This window comes from Banduia mediterranea (assembly GCF_031846245.1).
Lineage (GTDB): Bacteria > Pseudomonadota > Gammaproteobacteria > Nevskiales > Nevskiaceae > Banduia > Banduia mediterranea.
On record NZ_JAVRIC010000002.1, the window covers coordinates 196149 to 220295 of the forward strand.

Sequence of the window (24147 nt, forward strand, 5' to 3'; positions counted from 1 at the left end):
ATAACTGCGCGCGGGCCTTGATGCCTCCCGGTCAACCCGCGTCGTTTTCCGCTTCTGCCTGCGCACGCCCCGCGGACTTCGCCCTTCCTGCGCCCGCGCGGGATGTTTTTTTTGCCGCGCCCGGCGCCGGCCGTGCGGGCATTGCCGCTGCCGGCGGTTGCGCGGCGGCAACAGGCCTGGACTGGGGCGCGCTGGACTTGCCGAACATGAGCGGATTGAGCAGCGCCCCGGCAAGCCACTGATAACGAATGCCCAGGGTCCGCTGCATGGCGTCGATGAGATGTGCATCCGGGCCCACCAGGATCCGCGGGCGGTTGTGCCGTATGCCATTGATGATGATGGCCGCCGCCTTCTCCGGGCTGGTCAGCGTGATGCGCGAGAACCACTTGTCGAAATCGGCGCGATCCATGCCCGCGCCCGCATCCAGGCGCGAGCTTTTGGCTATGTTGGTGCGGATGCCGCCAGGGTGAACACAGCTCACTTGCACCGGCAGCTTTTCGGCCAACATCTCGATTCGGAGCGATTCGGTGTAACCCCGCACCGCGAACTTGGCGGCGTTATAGGCGCTCGTCAGCGGGCCGGAAATCATGCCGTAGATGCTGGACACGTTGACCACGTGCCCGTCCCCGGACTCGATCAGCTGCGGCAAAAACGCCTGGGTGCCGTAGCAGACGCCCCAGAAATTGATGCCCATCAGCCACTCGAAGTCCTCCCAGCGCATCTCACGCACGCGCGCGCCCAGACCGACGCCCGCGTTGTTGATGATGAGGTTGGCGGGCTGGCCGAAGTCGCCCCTGATACGGTCGGCATGCTGATAGAACGCTGCCCGGTCGGCGACATCAAAGCAGTATGCACGGGCCTTGCCGCTTCCCACCGCGAGCGCGACGGTCTCCTCGAGTGCCTGTTGCTGGACGTCGCAGGCCGCAACGTCGCACCCGCGCAGGACGAGGTCTAGCACCAGCGCACGACCGATGCCGCTGCCCGCTCCGGTGACGACGGCGAGCTTGTTCTGGAAGGACTTTGATTTCATCTCTCGTCCCTACGCCGCCTTGGCCAGCTGCGCATGCGTCTCCTCGCCAGCAGCCAGTGCATCGCCGTGCTGGGCATAGCTCTTCAGCCAGGCGTCGTAGCCCTTCAGCTCGCCCGCCGCCCATGGCTCGAAACCCGGCTTGAACCAGGCAAGATAGTGCGCACCCAGATCGCGGAAGAATCCGCCGCGCGTGGGCTTGAACAGCCACCACAAGCCCTGGGTCCAGTACTGGACCCGTTCGCGCCGCGTGCATCCGTCGACCCGCAAAACGTGCTCGACCAGCGGCAGCACCAGGGCGTTGAACAGCACGCTCAGATAAACCATCATCACGACGCGCGGCACATACCCCACCTTGGCGATGTCTCGCATGACATCGAAGGCCACGGACTTGTGCTCGATTTCCTCAGCGGCATGCCAGTAGTACAGCGCACGCACACGCTTGTCGGCACCGTCCATGAGGCGGCTGTCGTTATCGAGAATAGAATGCGCCATCGAGGCGGTGAGGTGCTCGGCGCAGGCCGTCAACGTGATCTGCATGCGCGGCGACAGCAGTCGGGTATGCAGAGCAAAAAATTTCTTCAGGAAGGCATCGATTGCCGGAATGTCTACGCCCTGGCGCTGCAGCCGTGCGTTATAGGCGTTGTGAAGCATTCCATGAGCGCCCTCTTGGCGCGCGAAGTCCTTGAACGCCTGCTGAAGCTCAGGTCTAGTTAGTTCGTCCTTGAACTGACGCAGCGAGACGATGAAGAACTTCTCGCCTTCGGGCAGCGTGGTGGAAAAGGCATCGAAGAAACGCGACTTGAACACATGCCCGCCTGCCCAGTAGACCGGAATCTTGTCGTCGAACTGAAGCTCACGCGGCAGCCGCGGAATCATTGTGGGGCGAGATGAAGACAATTCTGCAGACACGTCGAACCTCCGAACGTTAGTTTGATAGTTGGACAACTCTTGGAACCTCTGCGGGGCCGATCCATCCGTAGTGCGGTGTTTCGCTACGCACAGAACGTACTATGAGCGACAGCGCTTGTCAATACACGTGGGCGCCGCCCGCTGGCGAGGTCGCACGGGCCGTGTTCACTCAGCTGCGCAGGCGTCGCATCAGCAGTTGAATATCTCCGCGGCACTCGGCGCCGCGCGCTTGAACAGGTCCATGAAATCGGTCTCCGGTGTGACCAGAACCTGCATCGTGCTGCTTTTGACCTTGCCCGCGAAAAACGTATCCCTTGCCGTGTGATTCAATCCACGCAAGACGAAGACGACACGGGCGCGCTACACGCTTGAATTCAAGCAAGAGGCGGTGCGTGGTGGAGGGTGGTCAAAGCCAAGCCTCGGTGGCCAAGACGCTGGGTCACGTTGAGCAGACGCTGTTCAACTGGGTCAAGGCGAACCGGCAAGGGCAGCTCAAGGACACCGACAGCAAGCCGGTGAGCGCCGAGCAGATGGAGATAGCTCGTCTGCGTGCCGAACTGGCCCAGGTGAAGATGGAGCGCGACATCCTGGGAAAAGCGACGGCGTACTTCGCCAAGGCAGCGAAGTGAAGTACGCCTTCATCCAGCGCCACCGCCAGAGGTGGCCGATTACCGTGCAATGCCGGGTGCTTGAGGTGAGCCTCAGCGGCTACCACGGGCATGTGGCGCGCCAGGCCAGCGAGGCGCCGCGTCGCCACCTGAGTGACGACGCGCTGCCGGTGCACATCAGGGGCAATTCACGCTCAGACGAAGCATGCTTACGGCCGGCCACGCATCTGGCGGGAGCTGCGCAAGAACGGCGCGCGTTGGCAAGCAGCGACTGCAGGCGCTGATGCGCCAGCACGGCATTCGCGCCAAGGGCAAGAAGCGGTTCAAGGTCACCACCGACAGCAACCACGACCTGCCGATTGCGCTGAATCTGCTCGACCGCCAATTCACCATGGCCGAGCCGGACACGGTCTGGGTGGGCGGCATTACCTACATTCCCACCGACGAAGCTTGGCTGTACTTGGCCGTGGTGATCGACCTGTTCAGCCGTCAGGTCGTGGGTTGGTCGATGCGTGCGGACATGGCCCGCGACCTCGTGATCGATGCACTGCGCATGGCATGGTTCAAGCGCCATCCCGACAAGGACGCCGGATTGATTTTTCACAGTGACCGCGGCAGCCAATATGCCAGTGAGGATTTCCGAGACGTGCTCAAGGACTACGGCATCACCGCTTCCATGAGTCGGCATGGCAACTGCTGGGACAATGCCTGCAGCGAAACGCTGTTCGGCTCACTGAAGGTGGAACGGCTGCACGGTCAAGGCTTCATTACTCGCCGCCATGCCAGGGATGAAACGATTGCCTGGCTGCTCTGGTATAACCAGTCCCGATTACACTCCACCTTGAACTACGTCACCCCGATGCAGTTCGAGCAACACTGGCTGACCGATCAGACCAAACAAGCCAGCTCATGACCTCGGTTATGGGGTACGGAATTCGAGGGCAAGGTCAGAAGCGACTTGGCACCTACGAACGGATTTCGTTCCGGAATTCTGCCGGCCCCTCCCGCCTCCGACCTGCCACGGGTCAAATCGGTGATAGATACGCTTACAATTTTGCCAACATGCGGCCTAGTCAACTATCCTCAGGAACCGGGGACGGCCGGTTTTCTTTATGCGCAGCGCTTTTCGGATGAGGTCCGTTCAGGCGTCATCCATCCAGTTGCGGGCACGTTTATTGCCTGGCCGGGCTTGATTTTTAGGCACAGCAAGCTTCACTAGTGGATAATCGTATCGTATAGGCCCAGCAAAGGTGTGTCCGACTCGGGCGTGGCCCCTTCGACAACCTGAATCCATCGCCAATGAAACACGAACGAGAGTTCGGATAGCGCTCGCCAGATAATGACTCTTCATTCAGGACCGGATGACCCCACGGCCGGACAGCTTGCGATCGTTCACGACTACTTGATCCAGATGGGGGGCGCGGAACAGGTTGTGGCGTCGCTGCACAAAGCATTTCCGCATGCGCCGATCTATACCAGCGTGGTGGATCGGAAGCAGCTGCTTCCGGCGCTGCGCGAGGCGCCGATCCACGATTCGTGGATGCGTTCGCTGCCAGGCATCTCGCGCCGGTTCAAAAGCTACTTTCCGCTCTACCCGGCGGCTTTCCATTCCTTGGGCACCATCGATTGCGACCTGGCGCTGATCAGTAGCAGCGGGTTTTCGAAATGGGCGCGTTTTTCTCCCCGGACGATCAAGATCAGTTATTGCCATACGCCGGCGCGCTTCCTTTGGATGCCGGACCAGTACATGGAGCACGAGCCGATCCACCCAATGCTCAAGGCGGCCGCCAAGCTGATGCTGAAGCCCTTGCGCCAACGCGACTACGCGATTGCGCAGAAGATCGACCATTTCATCGCGAATTCCGCGTATATCCAGGCGCGGATCAAGCAGTTCTATGGCCGTGATTCAACCGTGATCCATCCGCCGGTGACCCTGACGGAGTTCTCGGCCACGCAAGACCATGGTGGTTATTACCTGATCGCCTCGCGCTTGGTGGGTTACAAGCGCATCGACATTGCGATGAAGGCCTTTTCGCAGAACGGGCGGCGCTTGATCGTTGTTGGCGACGGCCCCGACCGCGCGCGCCTGCAGGCCATGGCCGGCCCATCCGTGGAGTTCAAGGGATGGCTGCCTCGGGCGGAGATGCTGGCCTATTTGCGAAACTGCTATGCGTTCGTGTTTCCGGGGCTGGAGGACTTCGGCATTACGCCGGTGGAGGCGCAGGCCTGTGGAAAGCCGGTGCTCGCTTTTGGCGGGGGAGGCGTTCTGGAGACCGTGGTGCCGGGTTTGAGCGGGATGTTCTTCGATGCGCAGTCTGCGGATTCGTTGAACGGACGCCTGCAGGATTTTGAAGCGCAGCAATGGAATGCGGGCGCCATTGCCGGGCACGCTGCCCAATTCGGCGAAGCGCGCTTTATCAGGCAGATCACCCAGTATGTGGACGAGGTGCTGGCATCGCGCGGTTCGGCTGTCGAGGGGTAGCCGTTTCTGGTTCTGACGGCCATGCCGCAGCAGATTCATTTTGCGGGGCGCCGCTTGGCGGCATGGCCGTTAACTCAGCGGTAGAGCACTGCCTTTACGGGGGGTCACTTGTTCAATCCCAGTACCGCCCACCATATTCCCCGGTCGATTGCATTCCGGGCCATCTTGGAGCCGGTTCGCGCGTCGGCCCGTGTACCCCACGCTGCCTCGCTCGGGTACAGGTACTCGTCGAACGCATTGTCGCGGAGCCGTCGGCCCGAGCAAACGCGCCGCTGGAGCAGCCTAGCAATGATTGCAGTCCCGAATGCGCAAGCGCTGCCCGCGGCAGTGCGCGGCGGCATCGCATGAACAAGAACGAAGGCATCGTCCTGGTTTCCACGGCGGATTGGGACAACCCCTATTGGACCAACAAGCAGCATGTGGCGGTGCAGCTTGCCGCACGGGGACATCGGATTCTTTATGTCGAATCGCAGGGGCTGCGGGCGCCAACCGCCACGGGCAAGGATCTCAGACGAATCGCCACGCGGCTGAAGCGCGGGCTGCTGCCTCCCAGGCAGGTCAGACCCAACTTGTGGGTGTGGTCTCCCCTGGTCATCCCGCTGCACGGCCGGCCAAGCATCAGAAGGATCAATCGCTACCTGTTGCAAGCGGGCGTGGCCTTCTGGTGCTGGAACAAGCGGATTGCGCCGGAAATCCTGTGGACCTATTCGCCGCTGACCACACAGCTTTATGACGCTGACCGGTACTCGCTGCTGGTCTACCACGCAGTGGATGACGTCAAGGTCCAGCCTGGCGTGCCTACCGAAGCCGTCGCGCGCGGGGAGGATGAGCTGTCACGCCAGGCCGATCTGATCTTCGCCACGGCTCCGCACCTGTACGAAACGCACAAGCAGCTGAATCCCGAGACGCATTACTTTTCGAATGTGGCGGACTTCGAGCATTTCAACAAGGCGCTTTCCGACGATACCCAGGTGCCACAGGACATCGTCGCGATCCCCTCGCCGCGGCTCGGCTTCGTCGGTGCGATTTCAAGCTACAAACTCGATTTTCCGATGTTGCGCGAACTGGCCGATGCGCATCCGCAATGGTCGTTCGTGTTCGTGGGGGAGATTGGCGAAGGCGATCCGCTGACAGACTCTTCGCTGTTGCGAAACGCAAAGAACATTCATTTTCTGGGCGGGCGCCCTTATGCCTCGCTGCCCGCTTACCTGAAGGCCATGGATGTCGCATTGCTGCCGAACGTGTTGAACGACTACACCCGCTCGATGTTTCCCATGAAGTTCTTCGAGTATCTGGCTGCGGGGCGACCAGTGGTGGCTACGACACTGCCTGCGCTGCGGGCGTACCACGGAGTAGCCACGTTCGCGGACGGCGCCGAGGCTTTTGCAGCGGCCATTGAAAGGGTCTTGAGCGGTGATTGTGCGCCCTTGAGCGACCGGCTCGCCGCGGCGAAGGAGCAGACCTACGAGATCCGCACCGACAAGATGATGGCCTTGGTGTCAGCCGCGCTCACGAAAAAGCGTGCGTAGCAGCGGTATGCGAAGCAGTACCGGGCTGGCGGCACGCCGAACGGGGCCTACCCAATAGGCCAGGCCACACCACAGGGCGCCGCTCAGCAAGGCATTTCCGGCAAGGCTCCCATAGGCGCCCATCCCTCCCATGCCCGGCAGTGCGAGCCCGGCCAGCGCCTGCACGGCAAGCCCCGCACAAATCCAGAGACCCAGCGGGATCAGGTCTCTCCAGAGGGAGAGGCGTATGAGGCACAGGGTGAAGACGACCGCGCTGTAGCTTGCGACAGCCAGCCCCACGGTTGGCGGCCCCAGGCTCCGCCACAGTGTCAGGTTGACGAGAATACTCGCGGCACAGGCGATGGCCGTGATCGCGAACGATTCCAGGTTTCTGATCTGCGCGTTGAGCGCCTTGATCAGGTAATACCCGGTGACGGTCATCCCCAAGGCTCCACCCATCCATTGAAGAACCGCCTGGGTGGTTTGTACCGATTCCTCGCCGAACGCACCACGCGCGAATACGACCCGTACGATCGGTTCTGCGTTGAGCGCGATGAAGCCGGCGATCGGGAACGCCAGGATCATGATCGTTGACGCCATGTCGGTGACATGACGTTTGGCATCATCCGATTTGGAGCCGCCGTGCAGGGACATGGTCAGTACGCCCAGCGGCATGGCGATCAGCTGTACGGTGGTATCGGACACGAAGCGCGCGTAGTCAACGCTTGGAATGATGGCTGTGCCCAGGTGGGACGAAACCATGCGTTCCACCAGCGTGTTGATCTGTGCCACCAGAGGAAGCCCCAGCAGCGGGACGATGCTCACCAGAAACCGGCCGGACATATGGGCCATCAACGAAAGCGGAATGTGGCCGCGAGGCCACACGCCGCCCAGGCGCCTGAGTTGCACGAGCGTCCATAGAAAGAAAACGAAATGGCTGGCGAAGACAAGCGTGGCCAGCCAGTGATCCTGATGCGTATACACGGCGGCCGCCGCACCGGAAATGGAACCGATGTTGAGCAACATCGGGCGCCATGCGATCGCGCCGAAACGACCGAAGGCCGCCTCGATGTAACTGAGCATGCCGCCGAGAATGAAAAACGGCGTCGACAGGCCCATGATCTTCAGAAGCTTGGCGGCAAGCGCCTGTGCCCCTGGCGCGACGCCGGGCGCCATGAATCCGACGATCTCGTGAGAAAACGAGTACAGCAGACTCGACACCACGACCGAGAACACCAATCCATAAACCGCCGCGACCAGCACGAGCACTTTGGCGTGGTATTCGTCTTCTGCCTTGATCTTGCGATACAGCGGCAGCAGGCCGGCGCTGAGGCTATCGCCAATCAAGGCTTGCGCCGGCATCAAATAGGCGGTCTGTGCGATGCGGAAGCCGGCGGCGGTCTGCCCGGTTCCAAACCATGCCGCGAACAGGACCTCGCGCAGCAGCCCCACCAGTTTGGAGGCCAGGCTCCCGAAAACGATTGAACTGATCTTGCGGCTCATGGCGCCCTGCTTGGTGCGGCATCCCGTATGAGCCTCAGATACTGACGCGCCACGCCGTTCCAGGAATATGCCTGCGCGACCGTGCGCGCCGCGGTCCGCATCGCTTCATGGTGCACCCGGTCGGCGTTCATCCGGGCCAGCGCCGCAGCGATTTCCGCCGCCGTCGGCTTCACCACGTAGCCGTTCCTGCCTTGCTCGATCACATGCGGCGCGCAGCCCACGGCGCTCATGATCACGGGAACTCCGGCAGCCATGGCTTCCAGGCATACCAGCGCCCAGGTTTCGTATTCGCTCGGCAAGACGAATGCGTCCGCGACCTGAAAGAAGGCTTCGACATCCGGTCTCGTCCCCCAAAACCTCACGCGGTCGAGAACGCCGAGCTTGCGCGCCATGTCTTCATAGTGGCTTTGATTGCTGACCCGCCCGCCGACGACCCAGAGGACCACATCCGGTGCAGAGGCCGCAATGGCTTCCAGGACGAGGTCGAGACGCTTGCGCTCGAATTCGTGCCCGACAAACAAGGCGACGAAGTTTCCGTTGATCCCCTGTTCGATTCGGCGGGCGGTTCTGGCCTGGGGCGGCAAGGCCACGAAACGGTCGAGATCGACCCCATTGTGGACAACGCCGGTGCGCATGCCGTCTCTGAGGTAGGGACGGGCTTCTTCGAGCGTCTGCTCGGAAACGGCGACGGCGGTTTGCACGCGCCCCAGGCGCAGGATGATGCGCTCTCTGAGAATCCGGAAGTGAAAGGCCGGATTGAAAAACTGTGGGAGTCGCCTCAGCAAGGGCCTGTGGTCCGCCCGGTATTGATGGCTGAATACATTGTGGATGACAACCACGTCACCGCCCCAGGCCTCCAGGTTGTGATCGACCGTTATGTAGCCTGCGTTCTCATATTTTCGCAGCTTCATCCTTCCCAATGCGGAGAACACCAGAAGCTGCGCCAAGTGCCGGATTCGCGACGTGACTTTGAAGCCCGGCTGCCATCGCTTGAGCGCTTGACCGAACGCGATGACATCCACGTTCGGCAGGTCTGGGACGGGATAATCGGACACCACGACAACCTCATGGCCGAGTTCAATCAAGGCACGGGCGGTCTGCAGCGCGACGCTCCCGCCCCCGGTGCCGATCGGGTCTCGTACGGCAATCGCGATTTTCAGGGCCGCGACACTGTCGGCGCCGGCGATATGGTCGGGTGGTGCGGTCATCTCAGTGCGTGCAATTCGTCATGCGATTCATGAAAGCCGCGCGGCGTCGATGGCTTCGTCGTAAATCGACTCCAGCTTCTCGGTCTGGCGCGCAATATTGAAGCTCTGCTCCACGCGCGCCCGACCGCGCAGCCCCATTGCCGTTCTCAGATCCGGATTCAGGAGCAGCTTTCGGATGCTGGCGGATAGCGCCTCGACATCGCGTTCCGGACACAACAAGCCGGTCTGCTCATGGACGATGGCCTCTCCGATTCCGCCGGATTCGGATGCGACGACTGGCACGCCCTGGGCGCTTGCTTCCAGGTTCACGATCCCGAAGCCTTCCATGTCGCCGTCGGCGGCGGTGATGCTGGGAACGACCTTGACGGCAGCCTGCCGAATCCAGGCCATCACTTCGTGATTTGGCAGGGTGCCGACGAAACGGCAGCGGCCGGCAATTCCAAACGCTGCAGCTTGCGCCTCCAAATCGGCGCGCCGCGGACCGTCACCAATGACGACAAGCCGCAAATCCTCGAATTCCGGCGCAAGCTTCGCCACCGCGCGGAGCAGATAGGTCGTGCCCTTCTTCTCCACCAGACGCGCGACATGAACGATCAGCCCCGGCTGCCCCGGCCCTTGGCGGGGCGCGATGCGCTCGCAGTCGATGCCGATGTAATGAACCCTGAGCTTGTCTGGCGGATAGCCCCTGGCCAGCGCGGACTGGCGGATGAACTCCGAGACGCACAGGAACATCGAACCCCGGGCGGCCAGCCTTTTCCGGAACAGCACGCCATTGACCAAGGCCGGGCGACCGGATCGCAGGCAGTCGAGGTCCATGCGCGTGACGTCAAAACCATGCAACGTCGTGACCAAGGGAATACCAAGGCGCTGCGCGAGCGGAACGGCGTAGACACCGTCGACACCGAAGTGGCAGTGGATCAGACTCAAGCGATCTTGCGCCAACCCTGGCAAAAACGGTCTTGCGCGCGGCAGCAGCGCGGTGCTGAGCGCCCGCAGCGACGAAGCGTCGGACTTTGCGGCGCTGCCGCGAACGGTTCGATTTCCGGGGTCTCCGAACGACCGCGAACCAATGTAGACCGGCGAATACCGCGCGAGACGGCCGGCCTGCTCATAGATGAAGGTCTCCGACGGCTTGAACAACTGGAGACGAAATATCCCGACCTTTCGGCTGGCCGCGGGCTGTGGATGAAGTCTCTGGATACTCAAGCGAGCGGTCCCGACAAGGGCGCCGGCACAAGGCTCGTTTCGCTGCTGGAAACCGGTGGCGCGGACATGTACATCAGCAGCACACATAACCATGTAAGAAAATGATTGAGGTTGTGGTTGCTCATGGCGAACCAGAGCACGTGCAGCAGGGCGAGATTCTTGGCCACCCTCAATACGGACAGATCCGGGCTGTCTTGATCGCCGGACATGCGTGGCCGCTGAGCGTACCGCCCCAGCAGCAGCAGACCCGCTATGCCGATGAGCACGCTGCCCAGCACCCCCAGCTCGAAGAAGAACTGGAGATAGGTGTTGTGGATGCCGTGCTGGGAACCGAAGCCGGTGCCGACAAGCGGGCTGTCACAGAACTGAAGCCATGCGTAGCGCCAGGCCACAAACCGTGAAGCGGCGCTCGCATTGGGATCGGAAAACGCCCTGATCCCTTGTTCGATCAGGCCCAGTACGTCGTAGTAGCTTTGAGCGCCGATGCCGAGCACCAGCGCGGCAACCGCGGCGATCGATACGCGCTTGAGCTTGGTGGCCGCCGTGCCGCCACGAAGGACGAGATACGCCAACGCGGCCACGTAGGCGACATAGGCGGCGCGAGTGGTTGTCAGAAACAGGGCCGCCAGCGTGAGGATGTACAGCGGACCCAGCAGCGCCATCGGCAGCGACAGCTTCGAGCGGGCCTGCTTCAAGGGTATGCGCTGCATGATCAGCACGGTCCAGATCGACAGCATGAAACTCGAAACGATTCCGTATTCGTTGGGATAGGAGCCCGGTGAGAAGCGCAGCAGCCCGTAGCCGAACTGGGTCAGCACCTGGAATTTGTCGATGAACTCCACGGAGAGAACGCCAAGGTAGTAACCGACAAAAAAGACATAGCCCGCCGCCAGCGTGATGACATAGCCCAACAGAACCAGACGCAGCCCGAGTACCCGCTCGGCGATTACCGATTCGGCGCTTCGCGGCTCGTTGCGCCACAGATAGCTTCCAAGTGCCAGCGCGAACAGCAGCATCGACGTGAACAGGCCGACGCGCACGATCGGATTGTCGTCATTGGAGAGGCCTGAAACATCGTGATAGGCGTACAGGATGCCGGCCGAGATCACCATGTAGACCACCACCGGCATCATGATGAGAAAGTCCGTGAAGACTTTCCGGTTGATCCCCCGGCACGCGAAAACCACGATGCCGATCGGCAACAGGGCGTAGTAGAACCGGAAGGAGCTCGGTAATCCCGGCACCGGGGTCAGGGCCCCGATCGGACCCAGCAGACAAAACCCGGCATAGACGGCGGCTTGGGGGTTGATCCGCATGTGAGGTCTGAACGGCGAGTCGGCGCGTTGAGGCTCAGCGCCTGCGCGAAAAGCCGACGACCATTACTGCAAAGCTTGAAAGCATGAATCCAAGCACCAGCCCCAGCAGCACGATGACTTTCTTTTGGGGCCGCACGGGTTCCTGGGGAACCACGGCCGGGTCCAGCACCCTGAAGGCGTATTCCTCGTCGCCCTGGGCCAGCATGCTGGTCTTGAGTTCGCTTTCGATCAGCTTGTAGATGGCGGTGCGTATCTCGGCGATGCTGTTCTGCTCAAGCTGCCGTTTGAGGTAGGCAAGATTCTTTTCGGCGCTGGAAATGGCGCGGTTGCGCATCCGTTCATTGGTTCTGCTGACCAGTTCAGACGCCCAGTGCGCCGCCTGTTCCGGATCTTTCCATTCGATACTCAGTGTCACCAGACCGGTGGCGCCATCCTGCTCCACGGTGCGGATCTTCTTTGCGAAGAGCTTGTTGGCGTCCCATAGCGTGGGCACTTGCGCGGGGTCATCCACTAGCCATTGGTTTTGCTTGGCATCCCATTGATCGCCGAACAAGACCGGAAGCAGTTTTTCATCGCTGACGAACTGATCCGTCAGTGCGCGGGATTCCAGCGTCGCCACCGCTTCGACTTCCCGCCCGCCAGCGCCGCCGATGGACATGCCCGCCAGTGAGGCGAGTCCGCCGAGTTGGCCACCCAGGCCGGAGATCCCGCCCGACTGCCCGCGCTCGCTCGTGGGCGCCAGCAAGACTTCAGCGCGGTAAATCGGCGTGGCGCTCAGCGCCCAGGCAAGGCCCAGCGCCAAGCCAAGCAAAGTGCTGGTGAGAATCCACCATTTGCCACCAAGCAACAGTCCGCCAATCTCGGTGAGCGTGACCTCGCTCGAACCCGAGGTATTGCCAGGAGTGATCATCTTGAATACACCGGTCGTTACGTATTGAATCGATAAAGCTCTTGAATCAGAGCGACGGGTTTCGCACTGAAGGCGGCGTTACCGGATGAGTCCGCTACGAGCCTTGCCGCCGAGCGGCGGTACTGTCTCGGTTGCTCCGTACAAGCGAATTCCGTCTCGGACCATCTGGCCACCATCGCGAGTCAGCGGCCGGAACAGGATGGGTGCGCGCCGCCGTGTGGACCGGGCAAAAAACAGGTCCATCGGGATATTCACATAAAACCCTTTGTCGAACGAGCCTTCGCCGAAGTCATCGGCGGAAACGTTGGTCTTGGTGGCGAATGCCCCGACCGAAACGCCGCTGTCGAAGAAGTGGGCGATGTTGAGCGTGCCGCCCCAGTCGCCGGCAAGATAACGCCCGTAACTGAATTGGACGAGCGTGTCGATGGCTCGCATGTCGTAGTACGCGGTGAGATGACCGGTCGTGACCTGATAGTCCAGGAAGTCGAGGCGCTGGTCGTAATCCCGCTTGCGCACGCGTGCCAAGTCCAGGCCCAGGGCGAGCGGGCTCTGGAACGGGCGGTACAGCACTTCGCCGGCGATGCCGCCGTACATTTCCTCGAACAGGCCCGCGGATACCCGGCCATACCAGGATTCGCCCACCGGAAAGAAGTAGTTGGTCTCCAGCCTGACCAGGTTGTTCTCGCCCTGCTTGAGATATTCGGCGATGTCGCTGCGCACATGCGGCAGCACGCTGTCGGACTGAAGTTCGAGCTTGTCGAAATTGTTGTAGATGTTGGCCCCCACCTGGGTCGAGATGCTCCAGTTGGGGGCCAGCGACAGGGAGGCGCCCAGTTTCCACCAGAGCTGGAACAGGTAGAAGCCATCCGGCCCACCGACGTGTTGCCTCCAACCGGGGCCGGAGGAAAACGACAGTCCGGGGTAGTCCTGGGTTCCACCCTGTTGCTGCCAGTGCGAGAACAGGTCCGGGCCGGAAACGCGAATAGCGCGCTCGGCCTCCTCGGGTGCGGCATGGCCCAGCGCCAGGCGCTCGACTTCGCTGCGCACCAGATTCACTCGATACGCTTCAAATCCGAGATAGACCTCGATCAAGGTGAAATTGCTGACCTCGGGCGGCGCTCGCTGCGCCAGAACGCGCGACAACCTGCCGAATGCTTCCGCCTGAGAGCGGTACCGGCTTTGCGCATACCAAACCGTGAGTGTTCCGGTGTCGGCTTGATACGAATAAGCCTGCAGGCCGAAACCTTGCTCCGCCATCGCCTGGTGCAAGTGCATGGTTGTGCCGGGCCTGAGCGTTTCGATCTCTGCGCTGCCCAGCGTAGTATCCGTGTCTGCGGACCTCTGCGCCTTGTCTGGAAAGTCCGGGAGTTGATCCTGGGGACGCCGAAGCTGGGGCATCGGCGGATCGAGGAACTTGGGGACGCCCTGCGCTTCGTTGAAGTTGGTCCGGAACGAAACGCGCGCCGTGAGGATCGAGCCGCGCTCCCAGCCCAGGCTGGTATCCACGATACGGTTGGGACGCCAGTTCAGCCCCAGGTTGATCGGGAAGCTTATGTCCTGATCGTTGTCCAGGGCCTCGGACTCGTAGTCATTGCCATCCCATTCGGCGACGAATGACAGACCGGACCACGGGCTGCTCCAGCGCACTCCGCCGAACAGGCCGATCTCGTCGCCACGGAACAGGCGATCGAACCCACTGTTGCCCGGCGTGCCGTCGGTCGAGCGATCTGAAAATTCGTCGGATATCTCGCTGAGCGGATTATCCAGGCCGCCACGCGCGCCCAGACGCCCCCAGCCGATCCCAAGCGAGAAGTCCCAGTCGTACCAGCGCCGGTTGGCAACGAGGTATTCGCCCGAGAACAGCCCGGTACCGCCCATGTCGCGCGCGCCGACCGCCAGCGAGGGCCAGTGCGGACCCTCATGAAGCAGCACGAATTTGGCATCGACCGATCGATCCTTGTAGCTCTGGTCGCCGCTGAAGCTTTCCGGCCCATAGAGCCGGTTGCTCACTTCGGTGTAGCGGAATACGGCCTCCAGGCGATCCAGGACCTGCAGCGAGAATTGCAGCTGGTTGTAGGGGCGTACCGTGGAGACGCCTACGGCGAATTCGCCTTCTTCCGAGACGCGCGCAGTGGGCGTCTGCAACAGGCCGACTTCCCCGTAGTCGTTGAGGATATCGAACTGCGGCGCCTGTCCGGCGGAAATGCCCGGGCTGAGCACGGCGCAGCCGAACGCCAGCGCCCAGCGCCAGTATTGGCGGATCATCAGGCGAAAAACCGCCATGGCCGGGCGCCGGAAATCGTGCCGGGGCTCAGTTGTTGTCGCCGATCACGGCCAGCGCTGCTGCCGAAACCGCAAGGTTGGAGAAGATGCCCAGCAACTTTTCGCTCAAGACCCATCCGTTGAGCGGCGTGGCGTCACGCGGAACGACGATATAGCTGCCAGGCGGCACGTCGACCCGGCGGAAATTCCAGAACGAGGTTTCAAGCTTTCGGGCCTGGCCACTGGGCAGGATCAGAAAGGCACGTTCGTCATCCGCCCCCTGGGTGAAGCCGCCGGCCATGTCGATGTATTCCGAAGCATCACGGCCCGAAACGAATGCCACCGTTCCGGCGTTGAGCACCTGCCCTGTCACGGTGACAGTGGCGGGGCGCTTGGGCATGTAGAGCTTATCGCCGGGCTCGACCACGATGTCGAGCTCGGGGCGCGCCGCGAGCACCTGCGGGTCGGTTTCGGTCACGACCCGGCCAACGGTCGGGCTGCTTTCCAAGCTTTGGACGATACCGGACAGGAAGCCGGACGAAGCATCGGAATCCGGCAGCGCGCCGCTGGTCACCGCGGTCACCAGTGCCTCGCGCAGATCCTTGGCGGCGCGCTGGTTGGTGATCTGCTCGGCACGACGCGCGGACTCGCGCGTCAGCACAGCGCCATAGGGATAAGCCTGGTCGGTCAGCCCGCCGGCGCGACGAATGATGTCGGACAAACGCTCGCCGCGAATGATGCTGTACGCGCCCGGAAACCGGACTTCGCCATACAGCCGCACCACGCCGTTTTCCTGGCCGACATACACCGGCCTGAAGTTGAGGATATCGCCCGGGTGCATGTCGATCGCCAAGGTCTGATCCTGACCGACGTCCAGGGTCTGATAGCGCGACTGTCCAGTGTCCAGGGCCTGGGCATAGGAAACATATTCGACATTCTCGCGATTGCCTTCCGCCGTCAGGCCGCCAGCAGCATCGACCACGCTGCGCAGGGCCGTTCCATCGGCCACCGGATAAAGCCCCGGACGGCGGACCTCCCCGAATACCGCGACCGAACGTTCCAGCAGAAACGGCAGGATCTGCGGTACTCGCTGATAGATCCGGGGACATTGACTGGCCGGAGCGAGTTGCTGCCGCGCCGCACTCGATGGCAACTGCGAACGCGGGCCCGACGATACCAGCCTGGCGCTGCGCCCGGCCTGGCCATTTCCGGTGATGAACGCATCGCCCTGCCCGTTCGCAGAGCCCTGACCAAGAATCAGAGCCTGATCCCTGTTCTGTACCTGCTGCCCCGGCGTTGCCGGCAGATAACCGTCATACGACGGCGCGCTATCGTCGCGATTTCGCGCGTCCCCGTTCGCCGCCTCCTGAATATCGCCCCATTGATCGGACATGCCGAAGGAATCACGCTCGGACGCAAAAATATGGACCAGGCGGGATGCCCGCTGCGACGACAGCAGCCTCGTCAATTGATCGAGCCCGGGACAGGACGAAACCTGGCGGCCACCGCCGGCCACGGCTGAGCGAACGTCCGAAGAGCTCAGATACTCGACATCAGACCGGCTCAGGACGACGATCAGATCATTCGGGCGCAGCGACTCTGCCGGCACCAGCCCTCCCGGCCCGCGCTGCAACGCGGACCAGCGGCGCACGCCGCCCGCCTCGGTGGTGCGTTCGATCAGGATGGCGGGGAAGTAGGCCTCCTCTCCGCTATCCGACGACAGCGGCGCGGCGACCTGCAGCACATCCGCGAGACTCATGCCCGCGCTCCACTGGTAGCGTCCGGGATATTTGACGAAACCTTCGACCCGGACCTTGTCTTCGATCCTCGGAGAGACCTGCTTGATCTTGATCGCATCGCCGTCGTGCACCGGCGCGGAACGTTCGATCACCCCGTCACGCCCGATATCGACGATGACGCGTCCGTGCGAGGGCGAAACCCGTTCGATGGTTGCTGCGGCCGAAGACGAGGCCCGCAAGCCACCCGCCAGCTCCAGCATCTGTCCGACGCTCCGTTCGCCGTCGAGTTCATAGATCGCCGGCCGTTTGACTTCGCCATCGACAGCCACCTGGGCGCCGACCGGTGGCACGAAGATCACATCGCCCGGCATCAGTCGCAAATCGGCGTGGGCATCACCACGGATCAACAGGTCGTAGAAATCCAGGGTGGACACCACACGCCCCCCACGCTTCAGCTGAATCTTACGCAAGGAACCGGAGAGCCCGACACCGCCGCCCTGAAAGAGGGCATTGGTCATGGTGCTGAGCGAACTGACGGTATAGGACCCGGGCTGGTTGACATCGCCGACCAGGAATATCTGCATCGAGCGTAGCCGCCCCAAGGTGACATCCGCCTTGGCGCCGATGATGCGCTGCTCTATCTGAGCCCGAACGGTCTGCTGGACTTCCGCGAAACGAAGTCCGGCGACATCGACGGGCCCGATACCCGGAATGTTGATTGCCCCGTCCCGGCTGATCTCCAGAGCGTAGGAGGCGTTGTTGTTTTCGTAGATCTGGACCCGGATCAGATCACCCGGGCCGACGACGTAATCGGCCGGCACCGGGAAGTTGTCAACGGGCGCGAATGTGCTGGGCGCCGCGCCGATGAACAGGCTGTATCCGAAGGGCTCGAGATTGGCCGAAAAGGGAGTATCCGTAAACCGGAGGTACTGCCGTCTGAGTTGCAGAACGCGCTGACGGGCCTGCCGCTGCCGTTCGGCACCGAGCACCGGATCATCCTGAACCCCGGAGCCACCGTCGCTGCCGCGCGCCTGGGGGACTTCGCCGGAACCGTATTGCTCGAACGAGCCATCGTTCGAGCCCATGGGCCGGGATTCCGCGTAGGCGTCGATCAACTGCTGGCGCTGCTCGGGGCTGAGCGTATCCAGAATGTCTGGCGAACCGCTCTGCGCAGCGGCAATTCCGCAGCCGAAAAGTACCAAGGCCGTGGCGGCGCATCGAACCCATTCACCAATCAGCCGGCGGCTGGCAGGCAGCTCAAATCTCACGCGGAATCACCCTGCTGTCTGAAAATGACATGGCTTGAGGAAACCTCTGCATGACCGACTGCGCTCGACATCTCGCGTTTCGGCAGTGCTCGAAATGCTCATTTATTTCAATACCCCCCCGCTTCCTGCGCGCTGGCGAAACGCGACCTGCCTTCGCGCGCTACGGTTATGCAGCGGCTCCTTAGCTCATGAACCAAAGCGCCCTGAGCGTCAACGGCTTACGCGGGAGCCGGACGGTCAAAACTGGTCGAATGCTACATGAGCGATCCCGTTCTGTGCGCGTGAACATCGAGGTGAATCGCATTTTCTGATTGGCATCTGGACAATTAGCCGCTAAAGTGAAATCCACTAGTTTTGGTTGAAATGCGGCTTGACCGCAAACCTTTCCCGTGGAGCGGACCATGAGCAAGCTGATCCCCCTGGCTGTACTGGCAACTGCGGTGTTTTCCGCCCCCCTCGCATTCGCGCAGGAGACCGGCACCCCCGCCGGCGCGTCCGCAGCGAATGAGGCAACCGAGGCGGCAGGCGCGGTTTCGATCGGTGTGGGTGCCGGAACCGCAGCGATCATTGGCGGAATCGTCGCCGCCGGCACGGACGACAACGAGCCCGACGCCCCCAACGACACCGTAACGCCTCCGGGCACTTCGCCCTCCACGTCGACCTCGACCAGCACTTCGACCGCGACCGGCACTTTCTAGACAGCGTCTCGTCGGCGCGCCGGGCGATTGGATTTCACGCAAGGAGCCGCTAGAGTGGCGACTATAGGCAGTGGCGGCTCCAACATCCGCTGCTGCCATGTCCATATTTCGAACGGCCATTTTCGAACGGTCACTTCCGAACGGAGTTTCCACACATGAGCAGCACAATCAAGGTTCTCGCGATCGCATTGGCAATGACGGCAGCGCCCGCCGCATTCGCGCAGGAATCCGGCAATTCCGCAGGCTTTGGTGCCACCGAGAATGCCTCGGGCAATGCCAAATGGATGTCGGTCGGCGTCACGACAGGCGCGGCCGTGGTCATCGGCGCCGCGATTGCGGCCGCCACCGATGATGACAATGCCGGGTCCGGTACGTCCACCGGCACGTCGGCCACCGGGACATCGACGGCAACCAGTACCAACTGAGTCTGCTCGCACTACGTGTAAAAGGGCTGCCCTTGCGAGGGCGGTCTTTTTTTATGGGTTCGCGGACAATCCGGTACGCCTTGAATGGCCGAAGCTCGGCACGCCAGGAATCCGCTTTCTGCGCTGACACCGTAAGGCGACGAAAGATCTGGGAATCAAGCAGTCTTTAGCAGACGTTCCCAATTCAGGGCCGGCGCATCCTCATGGAAAGAACGCCTGCCGGCAATCGCGACACCGTCGGAGCGTCGAAACCAATAATGATTCGTGAGCTTCGAGCGGCGGGTCGGGAAATTCAGATTCTCGACCACGGGAACCACCCGGTGCTCCAGACCGAGAATGGCCAGGTCGGTTTCCGCGCCCATCTCGAAGCGGGCTTGAAATGGTACGCCGTATTCTCGCGGCTCCAGCATATCCAAGGTCCCATTCAGCGGGCGCCCCTCAAGCTGCGAAATTGCTTCCAGGCCCAACACGGGAATACCCGAATACTCGAAGCGGCCCAGATCATTTGGCAGTCCCGCTGTGGACGCAATCAATCCATTCCGGGTTTCGATCAACACGCGGTCTTCAGAACGCCAGGTTGCACGATATGGCGGCTCCAGCGTTTCCATGATCAAGACCGCCTTGGGATTGTTGCCGGCCCAAAACCCCATTGCCGAATAAGGGATCGCAAGAATCTCTTCAGCACTCAACGAATAAGTGCGAGGCGTCCAATAGGCAGCTTTCAAGGTTTCATAGGCCAGCCGCGCACTGGAGTTGGCGGAACATCCCGCCACGAGACCAGCACCCGCCAATCCAAGAAAATCCCGGCGATTCAGCGACATAGATTTTACATAGGCCCGGAAGAACTACCCACGGCCTGGCATGCTTGCCAAAGCCTCACCGCGAACCAAACGAAGGCGAGCTAGCTTGCCCAGCCCGCCCGTGACGATCATCAGATCAGGAAGCTTTCCCGCCTCTTGCCCGCCGCTTCAGCTTCGACAACCCACTTCGGGGCGCGGCCGCGGCCAGTCCAGGTATCGCCCGTCACCGGATTCTTGTACTTCGGCTTGACGGTCCCCTTGGCAGACGACGATTTTGACTTGCCGCCCGAAAGTCCGAGATCGGAAGCGCTGAGTCCATATTGCTGGATTTTTGTCTTGACCTCGGCAATCACGTCCTGAAGCTCCTTCTTTCGGAGGTCTTCAGCCTGCTGCTGAAGCTTTTCGATTTGTTGTACCAGTTCCTTGTACGTCGCCATCAGCTAATACCTCTCGATTATTTATTGAATGTTTGACGAATCGCATGACCGACGCTTATAGCATCCTCGATAAACGGGTGGCATTCAAGTAGCCGGTAAAGATTGATTGGCGAGATTAAGGTACGGCCAGGATGTCCGCGTGCATGGGAGTGACGAATAAATCGTCGCTCCGCTAACGGCCATGCCGCCAAGTGGCACCCCGCAGTATGAATCTGCTGCGGCATGGCCGTTCCCCTCACCCACCGCTCGCATTCGCGGGCGCCCCCCTCGCCCGCATGCGGGCAAGGGCAGCTCGGCATCACGCGGCGCGTGATTCACGTTCACAGTTTATTTCACGCTGAACTTTACGATATTTGATTTGATTGAGCTTTCGGCACTCGTCGCCTTGACCTGCGCGGTGTGATTGCCCGGGTTCAGCGACCATTTCCAGTCGGGCTGAGCGGTGAGCGCGCGCTGCTGATCATCGACGAACCAGGTGAATTCGGCCGTGGTGTGGTTCGTGCGGACTTCGAATTGCAGGGTTTGCCTTTCAATCGGAATACGCGGATCAATCACGATGCTTAAACCGTCAAACGGCTGAACCCAGCGGATATGAACTTCGGATTCGGCGCCGGGCGCGGCAGAATCAAAACCCCGCGGCGTCGAAGGCTCGATATCCACAGCGCGTGCCACGGCCAGCGGCCGGCTCGGTAGCTGCGCAAGTATCGACCGGACCAGCAACGCCGGGCCGATGGCGCCGGTCACACCATCGGTTTCGCGGCGCGCGAGGCTGCCGGCCCAGACGACGACGAGAAAATCCCGGTCGAAGGCGACCGTCCACGCATCATGATAGTCGCTGGACGTGCCGGTCTTGACGGCGACCTTGTGCTGAAAGCGCAGCACGCTGCCTTCGCCAAATTCGAGGTATCGCGAGGTTTCATCCCTCAGTATCGTTCGGATCGCCCCGGCGGCGGGGGCGGAGATCACGGATGCCTGCGCCGGCTCCGTTTCGCCTTCGATCAGACTCAGGTCTCGATATGGGCCGTTGGTCGCGATCGCCGAATAGGCCTGGGCAAGCTCCAGCGGCGTCACTTCGCCATTACCCAGAGCGAGACCGTCGCCGTAGAGATTGGGGTGTGCGCTGAGGGACTTCATTCCGAGCGCGCGCAGGCCGCTGAGGAAGCGGTCGGCGCCGACGAACTGCAGCGCCAGCACCGCGGGAATGTTGAGCGAATTCCCAAGCGCCTCCCGCACGGTAACGGTCCCGTAATGCCCGCCACTGTAGTTGCTGTAAACGTGCTGCCCCTGCCCTACGCGCTCGGCGAGACGCTGATCGACGATCTCGGTATCGGGCGTCCAGCCACGATCGAAGGCCATCGCGTAAAGCAGCGGCTTGAGTGTGGAACCCGGTTGCCGGGGCGCAGTGACGGCGTCCACGCCGTCGACGTAACGGGCGCCTCGGTGCGCACTGACCCAGGCACGAACGTGATTTCCATCGAGATCGACGACCACGGCCGCGATATCGGTCACGCCGCGATCGGCCAGATCATCGAGCCGCACATAGGCCAGATCCTGTATCCGTTTCTGCAGGCCGGCGTCGAGGCTGGTGAGAACCGGCTTGCCGTCGAGTCCGGCACGCCCGCGCATGAGCACCGCCCGCCGGAAATGCGGCGCCCAGATGCCGGGCATCGGCATGCGCGACTGGCGCAGCTGCAAGGTGGCGGTCCGAAACGTGGCGGCATCCAATAGACCGGACTCGATCGAACGCGCCGCGAGGCGCTCGATCGCGCCGTCGATACGGCCGGGGTGGCGCGCAGGGTCCAGTGCCGACGGTGCACGCACCAGTACCGCCAGACTCAGAATCTCACGCGGGTTCAGGGTTTCGAGTTCCCGGCCGTAGTAGTAATGCGCGGCCTGAACCGCGCCGCGGCGATTCGCGCCATACGGAACTTGATTCAGGTAGAACTCGAGAATCTGCGATTTGGAGAATCGCCGCTCCAGCCGCATCGCTTCGAAGCCCTCGACCCAGCGCGACCATACCGTTCGCGGTCGGGGGTTGAGCAGGCGCACGACCTGTTCGCTGATGGTGCTGGCGCCGCGCACCGACTGCCCCGCGCGCAGGTTCTGGACCAGCGCGGACAGGCGGGCGAGCCAGTCGGGCCCGTGATGCCGCCAGTAGCGTTTGTCCTCGGCCAGAACCATGGATTCGCGCAGCAGCACCGGCATCGCTTCCAGACGCAATTGCTGATCGACGTTCCAGGATTCGAGCGTGCCGGAATAGATCGGCACACCGTGGCGGTCCAGCAATCGGGCCTCGGCACTGGAGCCGGGCGCGCTCAGCGTGGCGGGAAGCGCGCGCTGCGCGAACAGCGTGGCTGCGACCAGGGCGGTGACTCCGATCAGCCCGCCAAGACCCACGAAGCAGAGCCATCTCGAACGAACCGCAAGGCCCGAAGCCGCGGCTTTGCGAGCGGCTTTCATCGTTCTCCGAATCCGGAAATGCCGCGAGCCGGCTTGACGCCGTGGCGACTGACTTTGGAATCGGGCATCAGACGCTCAGTCGCCGTCCGTCACCGCGCCCTTGGAGGCCGTGGACACCAGGCGCGCGAATTTGTGCAGCACGCCACGCGTGTACTTCGGCGCCGGACGGGTCCAGGCGACACGCCGCCGCTCGATCTCGGCGTCTTCCACATTCAACTGAATCAGCAGCTTTCTGGCGTCGATGGTGACCGAATCACCTTCCTCGATCAGTGCGATGACGCCGCCTTCGCAGGCTTCGGGCGCCACATGGCCGACCACCATGCCCCAGGTTCCGCCCGAAAATCGTCCGTCGGTGATGAGACCCACCGACTCGCCCAGACCCTTGCCGATCAGCGCGGAGGTGGGTGCCAGCATTTCACGCATCCCGGGCCCGCCCTTGGGGCCTTCGTAGCGGATCACGACGACATCGCCGGGACTGATCCGATCCGCGAGTATCGTGGCCATTACCGCGTCTTCGGAATCGTAGACGCGGGCCGGGCCGGTGATCACCGGATTCTTGAGGCCGGTGATCTTGGCGACACAGCCCTCGGGCGACAGATTGCCCTTGAGAATCGCCAAGTGTCCCTGCTGGTACATCGGCCGTTCGAATGGCCGGATCACGTCCTGTCCCTGGGGTGGAGTATCCGGAACGCCCGCCAATACTTCGGCGATGGTCTGGCCGCTGATCGCCAGGAATCCGTCCATGCATTGCGACTGCACCGCGGTCTCGATCGAATCTGCGATCACCTCGCGCGACACCAGCGAGAACTTCATGCCGTCCGTGCCCATCGAGATGCCATCGGTGACCGTCGCAAAGCCGAAAGTCTGCGGCATCGCCCCGGCCTCGCGCAACGCGGCCTCGGCGCGCGCGGCGAGACCGCCGATGCCGGCGTTGCAGGGGTTCATCGTGGAATGACCGCTGGCGATGCCGACAATCGGCTTCTCGAAGTCAGTGTCGGTAAAGGGGTCCATGACATTTCAGGTGGAACAATCGTGCCCTCATCGCGTGCAGTTACCGTTGATGTGCTGGACACCCTTCTCAGTGTGTTGCGTCGATCATGGTGAGGACGAATGCTCCGTGGTCAAGGCTTGTCGGGCTAACTGCTTGCCCGACAAGCCTTTTCCGAGCATTTCACGCTGCCGCCGAGCGTCAAGGTCAAGCCCTTCGGGCGGCCTGCGGCCGACCTTGACGCTCAACAGCAGCTCGAGAAACTGGGCCTTGTCTTCCACCCGAAACGACATAGAGCCCGGTAAAGCCGACAGCACGCAGCATGGCCCGGTTCGGGGAGCGGGCCACGCCTTGCGTAATCGTGCTGGAGCGGTGATTGGCTTTCTTGCT

At 62.1% G+C, this 24147-nt stretch carries 17 protein-coding genes and 1 pseudogene; 5 read left to right on the forward strand and 13 right to left on the reverse strand.

Features of this window, described 5'->3' with window-relative positions:
* Positions 1 to 31: 31 nt before the first annotated feature.
* Positions 32 to 1030: an SDR family NAD(P)-dependent oxidoreductase gene (locus tag RM530_RS02400; protein WP_311363607.1), complete on the reverse strand. Its 999-nt coding sequence runs from the start codon at positions 1028 to 1030 to the stop codon at positions 32 to 34.
* Between the two features lie 9 nt (positions 1031 to 1039).
* Positions 1040 to 1906: a metal-dependent hydrolase gene (locus tag RM530_RS02405; RefSeq protein ID WP_311363608.1), complete on the reverse strand. Its 867-nt coding sequence runs from the start codon at positions 1904 to 1906 to the stop codon at positions 1040 to 1042.
* Positions 1907 to 2327: 421 nt separating this feature from the next.
* On the opposite strand from RM530_RS02405, the pseudogene RM530_RS02410 reads away from it, so the two are divergent.
* The 3 genes and pseudogenes from RM530_RS02410 to RM530_RS02420 all read left to right on the forward strand — a co-directional run bounded on the left by RM530_RS02410 (position 2328) and on the right by RM530_RS02420 (position 6558).
* A pseudogene (locus RM530_RS02410) lies at positions 2328 to 3460 on the forward strand (IS3 family transposase).
* Between the two features lie 426 nt (positions 3461 to 3886).
* A complete protein-coding gene (locus tag RM530_RS02415) occupies positions 3887 to 5029 on the forward strand; it encodes a glycosyltransferase (RefSeq protein WP_311363609.1) in 1143 nt (380 codons plus the stop codon).
* 344 nt (positions 5030 to 5373) lie between these two features.
* Positions 5374 to 6558, forward strand: a complete 1185-nt coding sequence (locus RM530_RS02420; RefSeq protein ID WP_311363610.1) for a glycosyltransferase — start codon at positions 5374 to 5376, stop codon at positions 6556 to 6558.
* Here the strand turns inward: RM530_RS02420 and murJ are convergent.
* From murJ to RM530_RS02455, 7 genes are all read right to left on the reverse strand, one after another.
* Positions 6529 to 8040 (reverse strand): murein biosynthesis integral membrane protein MurJ, encoded by a 1512-nt coding sequence (gene murJ / locus RM530_RS02425; protein WP_311363611.1) that lies wholly within the window; start codon positions 8038 to 8040, stop codon positions 6529 to 6531. The two genes, RM530_RS02420 and murJ, sit on opposite strands and share 30 nt — an antisense overlap.
* Entirely contained in the window at positions 8037 to 9248 is a 1212-nt protein-coding gene (locus tag RM530_RS02430; RefSeq protein WP_311363612.1) for a glycosyltransferase family 4 protein, read from the reverse strand. Before RM530_RS02430 ends, murJ begins: the two co-directional genes overlap by 4 nt.
* 27 nt (positions 9249 to 9275) lie before the next feature.
* Entirely contained in the window at positions 9276 to 10388 is a 1113-nt protein-coding gene (locus RM530_RS02435; protein ID WP_311363613.1) for a glycosyltransferase, read from the reverse strand.
* A 62-nt stretch (positions 10389 to 10450) separates the two neighbouring features.
* Positions 10451 to 11770 carry an O-antigen ligase family protein gene (locus tag RM530_RS02440; protein WP_311363614.1) on the reverse strand — a complete coding sequence of 440 codons (1320 nt, stop codon included), beginning with the start codon at positions 11768 to 11770 and terminating at the stop codon, positions 10451 to 10453.
* Positions 11771 to 11804: 34 nt separating this feature from the next.
* Entirely contained in the window at positions 11805 to 12680 is an 876-nt protein-coding gene (locus tag RM530_RS02445) for a GNVR domain-containing protein (protein ID WP_311363615.1), read from the reverse strand.
* Between the two features lie 78 nt (positions 12681 to 12758).
* Entirely contained in the window at positions 12759 to 14963 is a 2205-nt protein-coding gene (locus tag RM530_RS02450) for a YjbH domain-containing protein (protein WP_311363616.1), read from the reverse strand.
* Positions 14964 to 14991: 28 nt separating this feature from the next.
* The gene (locus tag RM530_RS02455; RefSeq protein WP_311363617.1) at positions 14992 to 17949 is read right to left on the reverse strand and encodes an SLBB domain-containing protein; all 2958 of its coding nucleotides are present in this window, start codon (positions 17947 to 17949) and stop codon (positions 14992 to 14994) included.
* Positions 17950 to 18350: 401 nt separating this feature from the next.
* Between RM530_RS02455 and RM530_RS02460 the strand changes: the two genes are divergently transcribed.
* Positions 18351 to 18647 (forward strand): hypothetical protein, encoded by a 297-nt coding sequence (locus RM530_RS02460; RefSeq protein ID WP_311363618.1) that lies wholly within the window; start codon positions 18351 to 18353, stop codon positions 18645 to 18647.
* A 155-nt stretch (positions 18648 to 18802) separates the two neighbouring features.
* Entirely contained in the window at positions 18803 to 19072 is a 270-nt protein-coding gene (locus tag RM530_RS02465; RefSeq protein WP_311363619.1) for a hypothetical protein, read from the forward strand.
* A gap of 155 nt (positions 19073 to 19227) precedes the next feature.
* Here the strand turns inward: RM530_RS02465 and RM530_RS02470 are convergent, their stop codons facing one another.
* The 4 genes from RM530_RS02470 to RM530_RS02485 form a co-directional block, all read right to left on the reverse strand.
* Entirely contained in the window at positions 19228 to 19893 is a 666-nt protein-coding gene (locus RM530_RS02470; RefSeq protein ID WP_311363620.1) for a YjbF family lipoprotein, read from the reverse strand.
* A 110-nt stretch (positions 19894 to 20003) separates the two neighbouring features.
* Positions 20004 to 20309 carry an H-NS histone family protein gene (locus RM530_RS02475; RefSeq protein ID WP_311363621.1) on the reverse strand — a complete coding sequence of 102 codons (306 nt, stop codon included), beginning with the start codon at positions 20307 to 20309 and terminating at the stop codon, positions 20004 to 20006.
* Between the two features lie 327 nt (positions 20310 to 20636).
* Complete coding sequence (locus RM530_RS02480; RefSeq protein WP_311363622.1) at positions 20637 to 22769, reverse strand: transglycosylase domain-containing protein; 2133 nt, start codon at positions 22767 to 22769, stop codon at positions 20637 to 20639.
* Positions 22770 to 22844: 75 nt separating this feature from the next.
* The gene (locus RM530_RS02485; protein WP_311363623.1) at positions 22845 to 23780 is read right to left on the reverse strand and encodes a dihydroxy-acid dehydratase domain-containing protein; all 936 of its coding nucleotides are present in this window, start codon (positions 23778 to 23780) and stop codon (positions 22845 to 22847) included.
* Positions 23781 to 24147 lie beyond the last annotated feature (367 nt).

Excerpts from the sequence above, each read along its gene's own strand:
- murJ (WP_311363611.1), bottom strand. The coding sequence starts at position 8,040 with ATGAGCCGCAAGATCAGTTCAATCGTTTTCGGGAGCCTGGCCTCCAAA.
- RM530_RS02470 (WP_311363620.1), bottom strand. The coding sequence starts at position 19,893 with ATGTCGCTGAATCGCCGGGATTTTCTTGGATTGGCGGGTGCTGGTCTC.
- RM530_RS02445 (WP_311363615.1), bottom strand. The coding sequence starts at position 12,680 with ATGATCACTCCTGGCAATACCTCGGGTTCGAGCGAGGTCACGCTCACC.
- RM530_RS02460 (WP_311363618.1), top strand. The coding sequence starts at position 18,351 with ATGAGCAAGCTGATCCCCCTGGCTGTACTGGCAACTGCGGTGTTTTCC.
- RM530_RS02430 (WP_311363612.1), bottom strand. The coding sequence starts at position 9,248 with ATGACCGCACCACCCGACCATATCGCCGGCGCCGACAGTGTCGCGGCC.
- RM530_RS02450 (WP_311363616.1), bottom strand. The coding sequence starts at position 14,963 with ATGGCGGTTTTTCGCCTGATGATCCGCCAATACTGGCGCTGGGCGCTG.
- RM530_RS02475 (WP_311363621.1), bottom strand. The coding sequence starts at position 20,309 with ATGGCGACGTACAAGGAACTGGTACAACAAATCGAAAAGCTTCAGCAG.
- RM530_RS02440 (WP_311363614.1), bottom strand. The coding sequence starts at position 11,770 with ATGCGGATCAACCCCCAAGCCGCCGTCTATGCCGGGTTTTGTCTGCTG.
- RM530_RS02485 (WP_311363623.1), bottom strand. The coding sequence starts at position 23,780 with ATGGACCCCTTTACCGACACTGACTTCGAGAAGCCGATTGTCGGCATC.
- RM530_RS02405 (WP_311363608.1), bottom strand. The coding sequence starts at position 1,906 with ATGATTCCGCGGCTGCCGCGTGAGCTTCAGTTCGACGACAAGATTCCG.
- RM530_RS02400 (WP_311363607.1), bottom strand. The coding sequence starts at position 1,030 with ATGAAATCAAAGTCCTTCCAGAACAAGCTCGCCGTCGTCACCGGAGCG.
- RM530_RS02465 (WP_311363619.1), top strand. The coding sequence starts at position 18,803 with ATGAGCAGCACAATCAAGGTTCTCGCGATCGCATTGGCAATGACGGCA.
- RM530_RS02415 (WP_311363609.1), top strand. The coding sequence starts at position 3,887 with ATGACTCTTCATTCAGGACCGGATGACCCCACGGCCGGACAGCTTGCG.
- RM530_RS02420 (WP_311363610.1), top strand. The coding sequence starts at position 5,374 with ATGAACAAGAACGAAGGCATCGTCCTGGTTTCCACGGCGGATTGGGAC.
- RM530_RS02480 (WP_311363622.1), bottom strand. The coding sequence starts at position 22,769 with ATGAAAGCCGCTCGCAAAGCCGCGGCTTCGGGCCTTGCGGTTCGTTCG.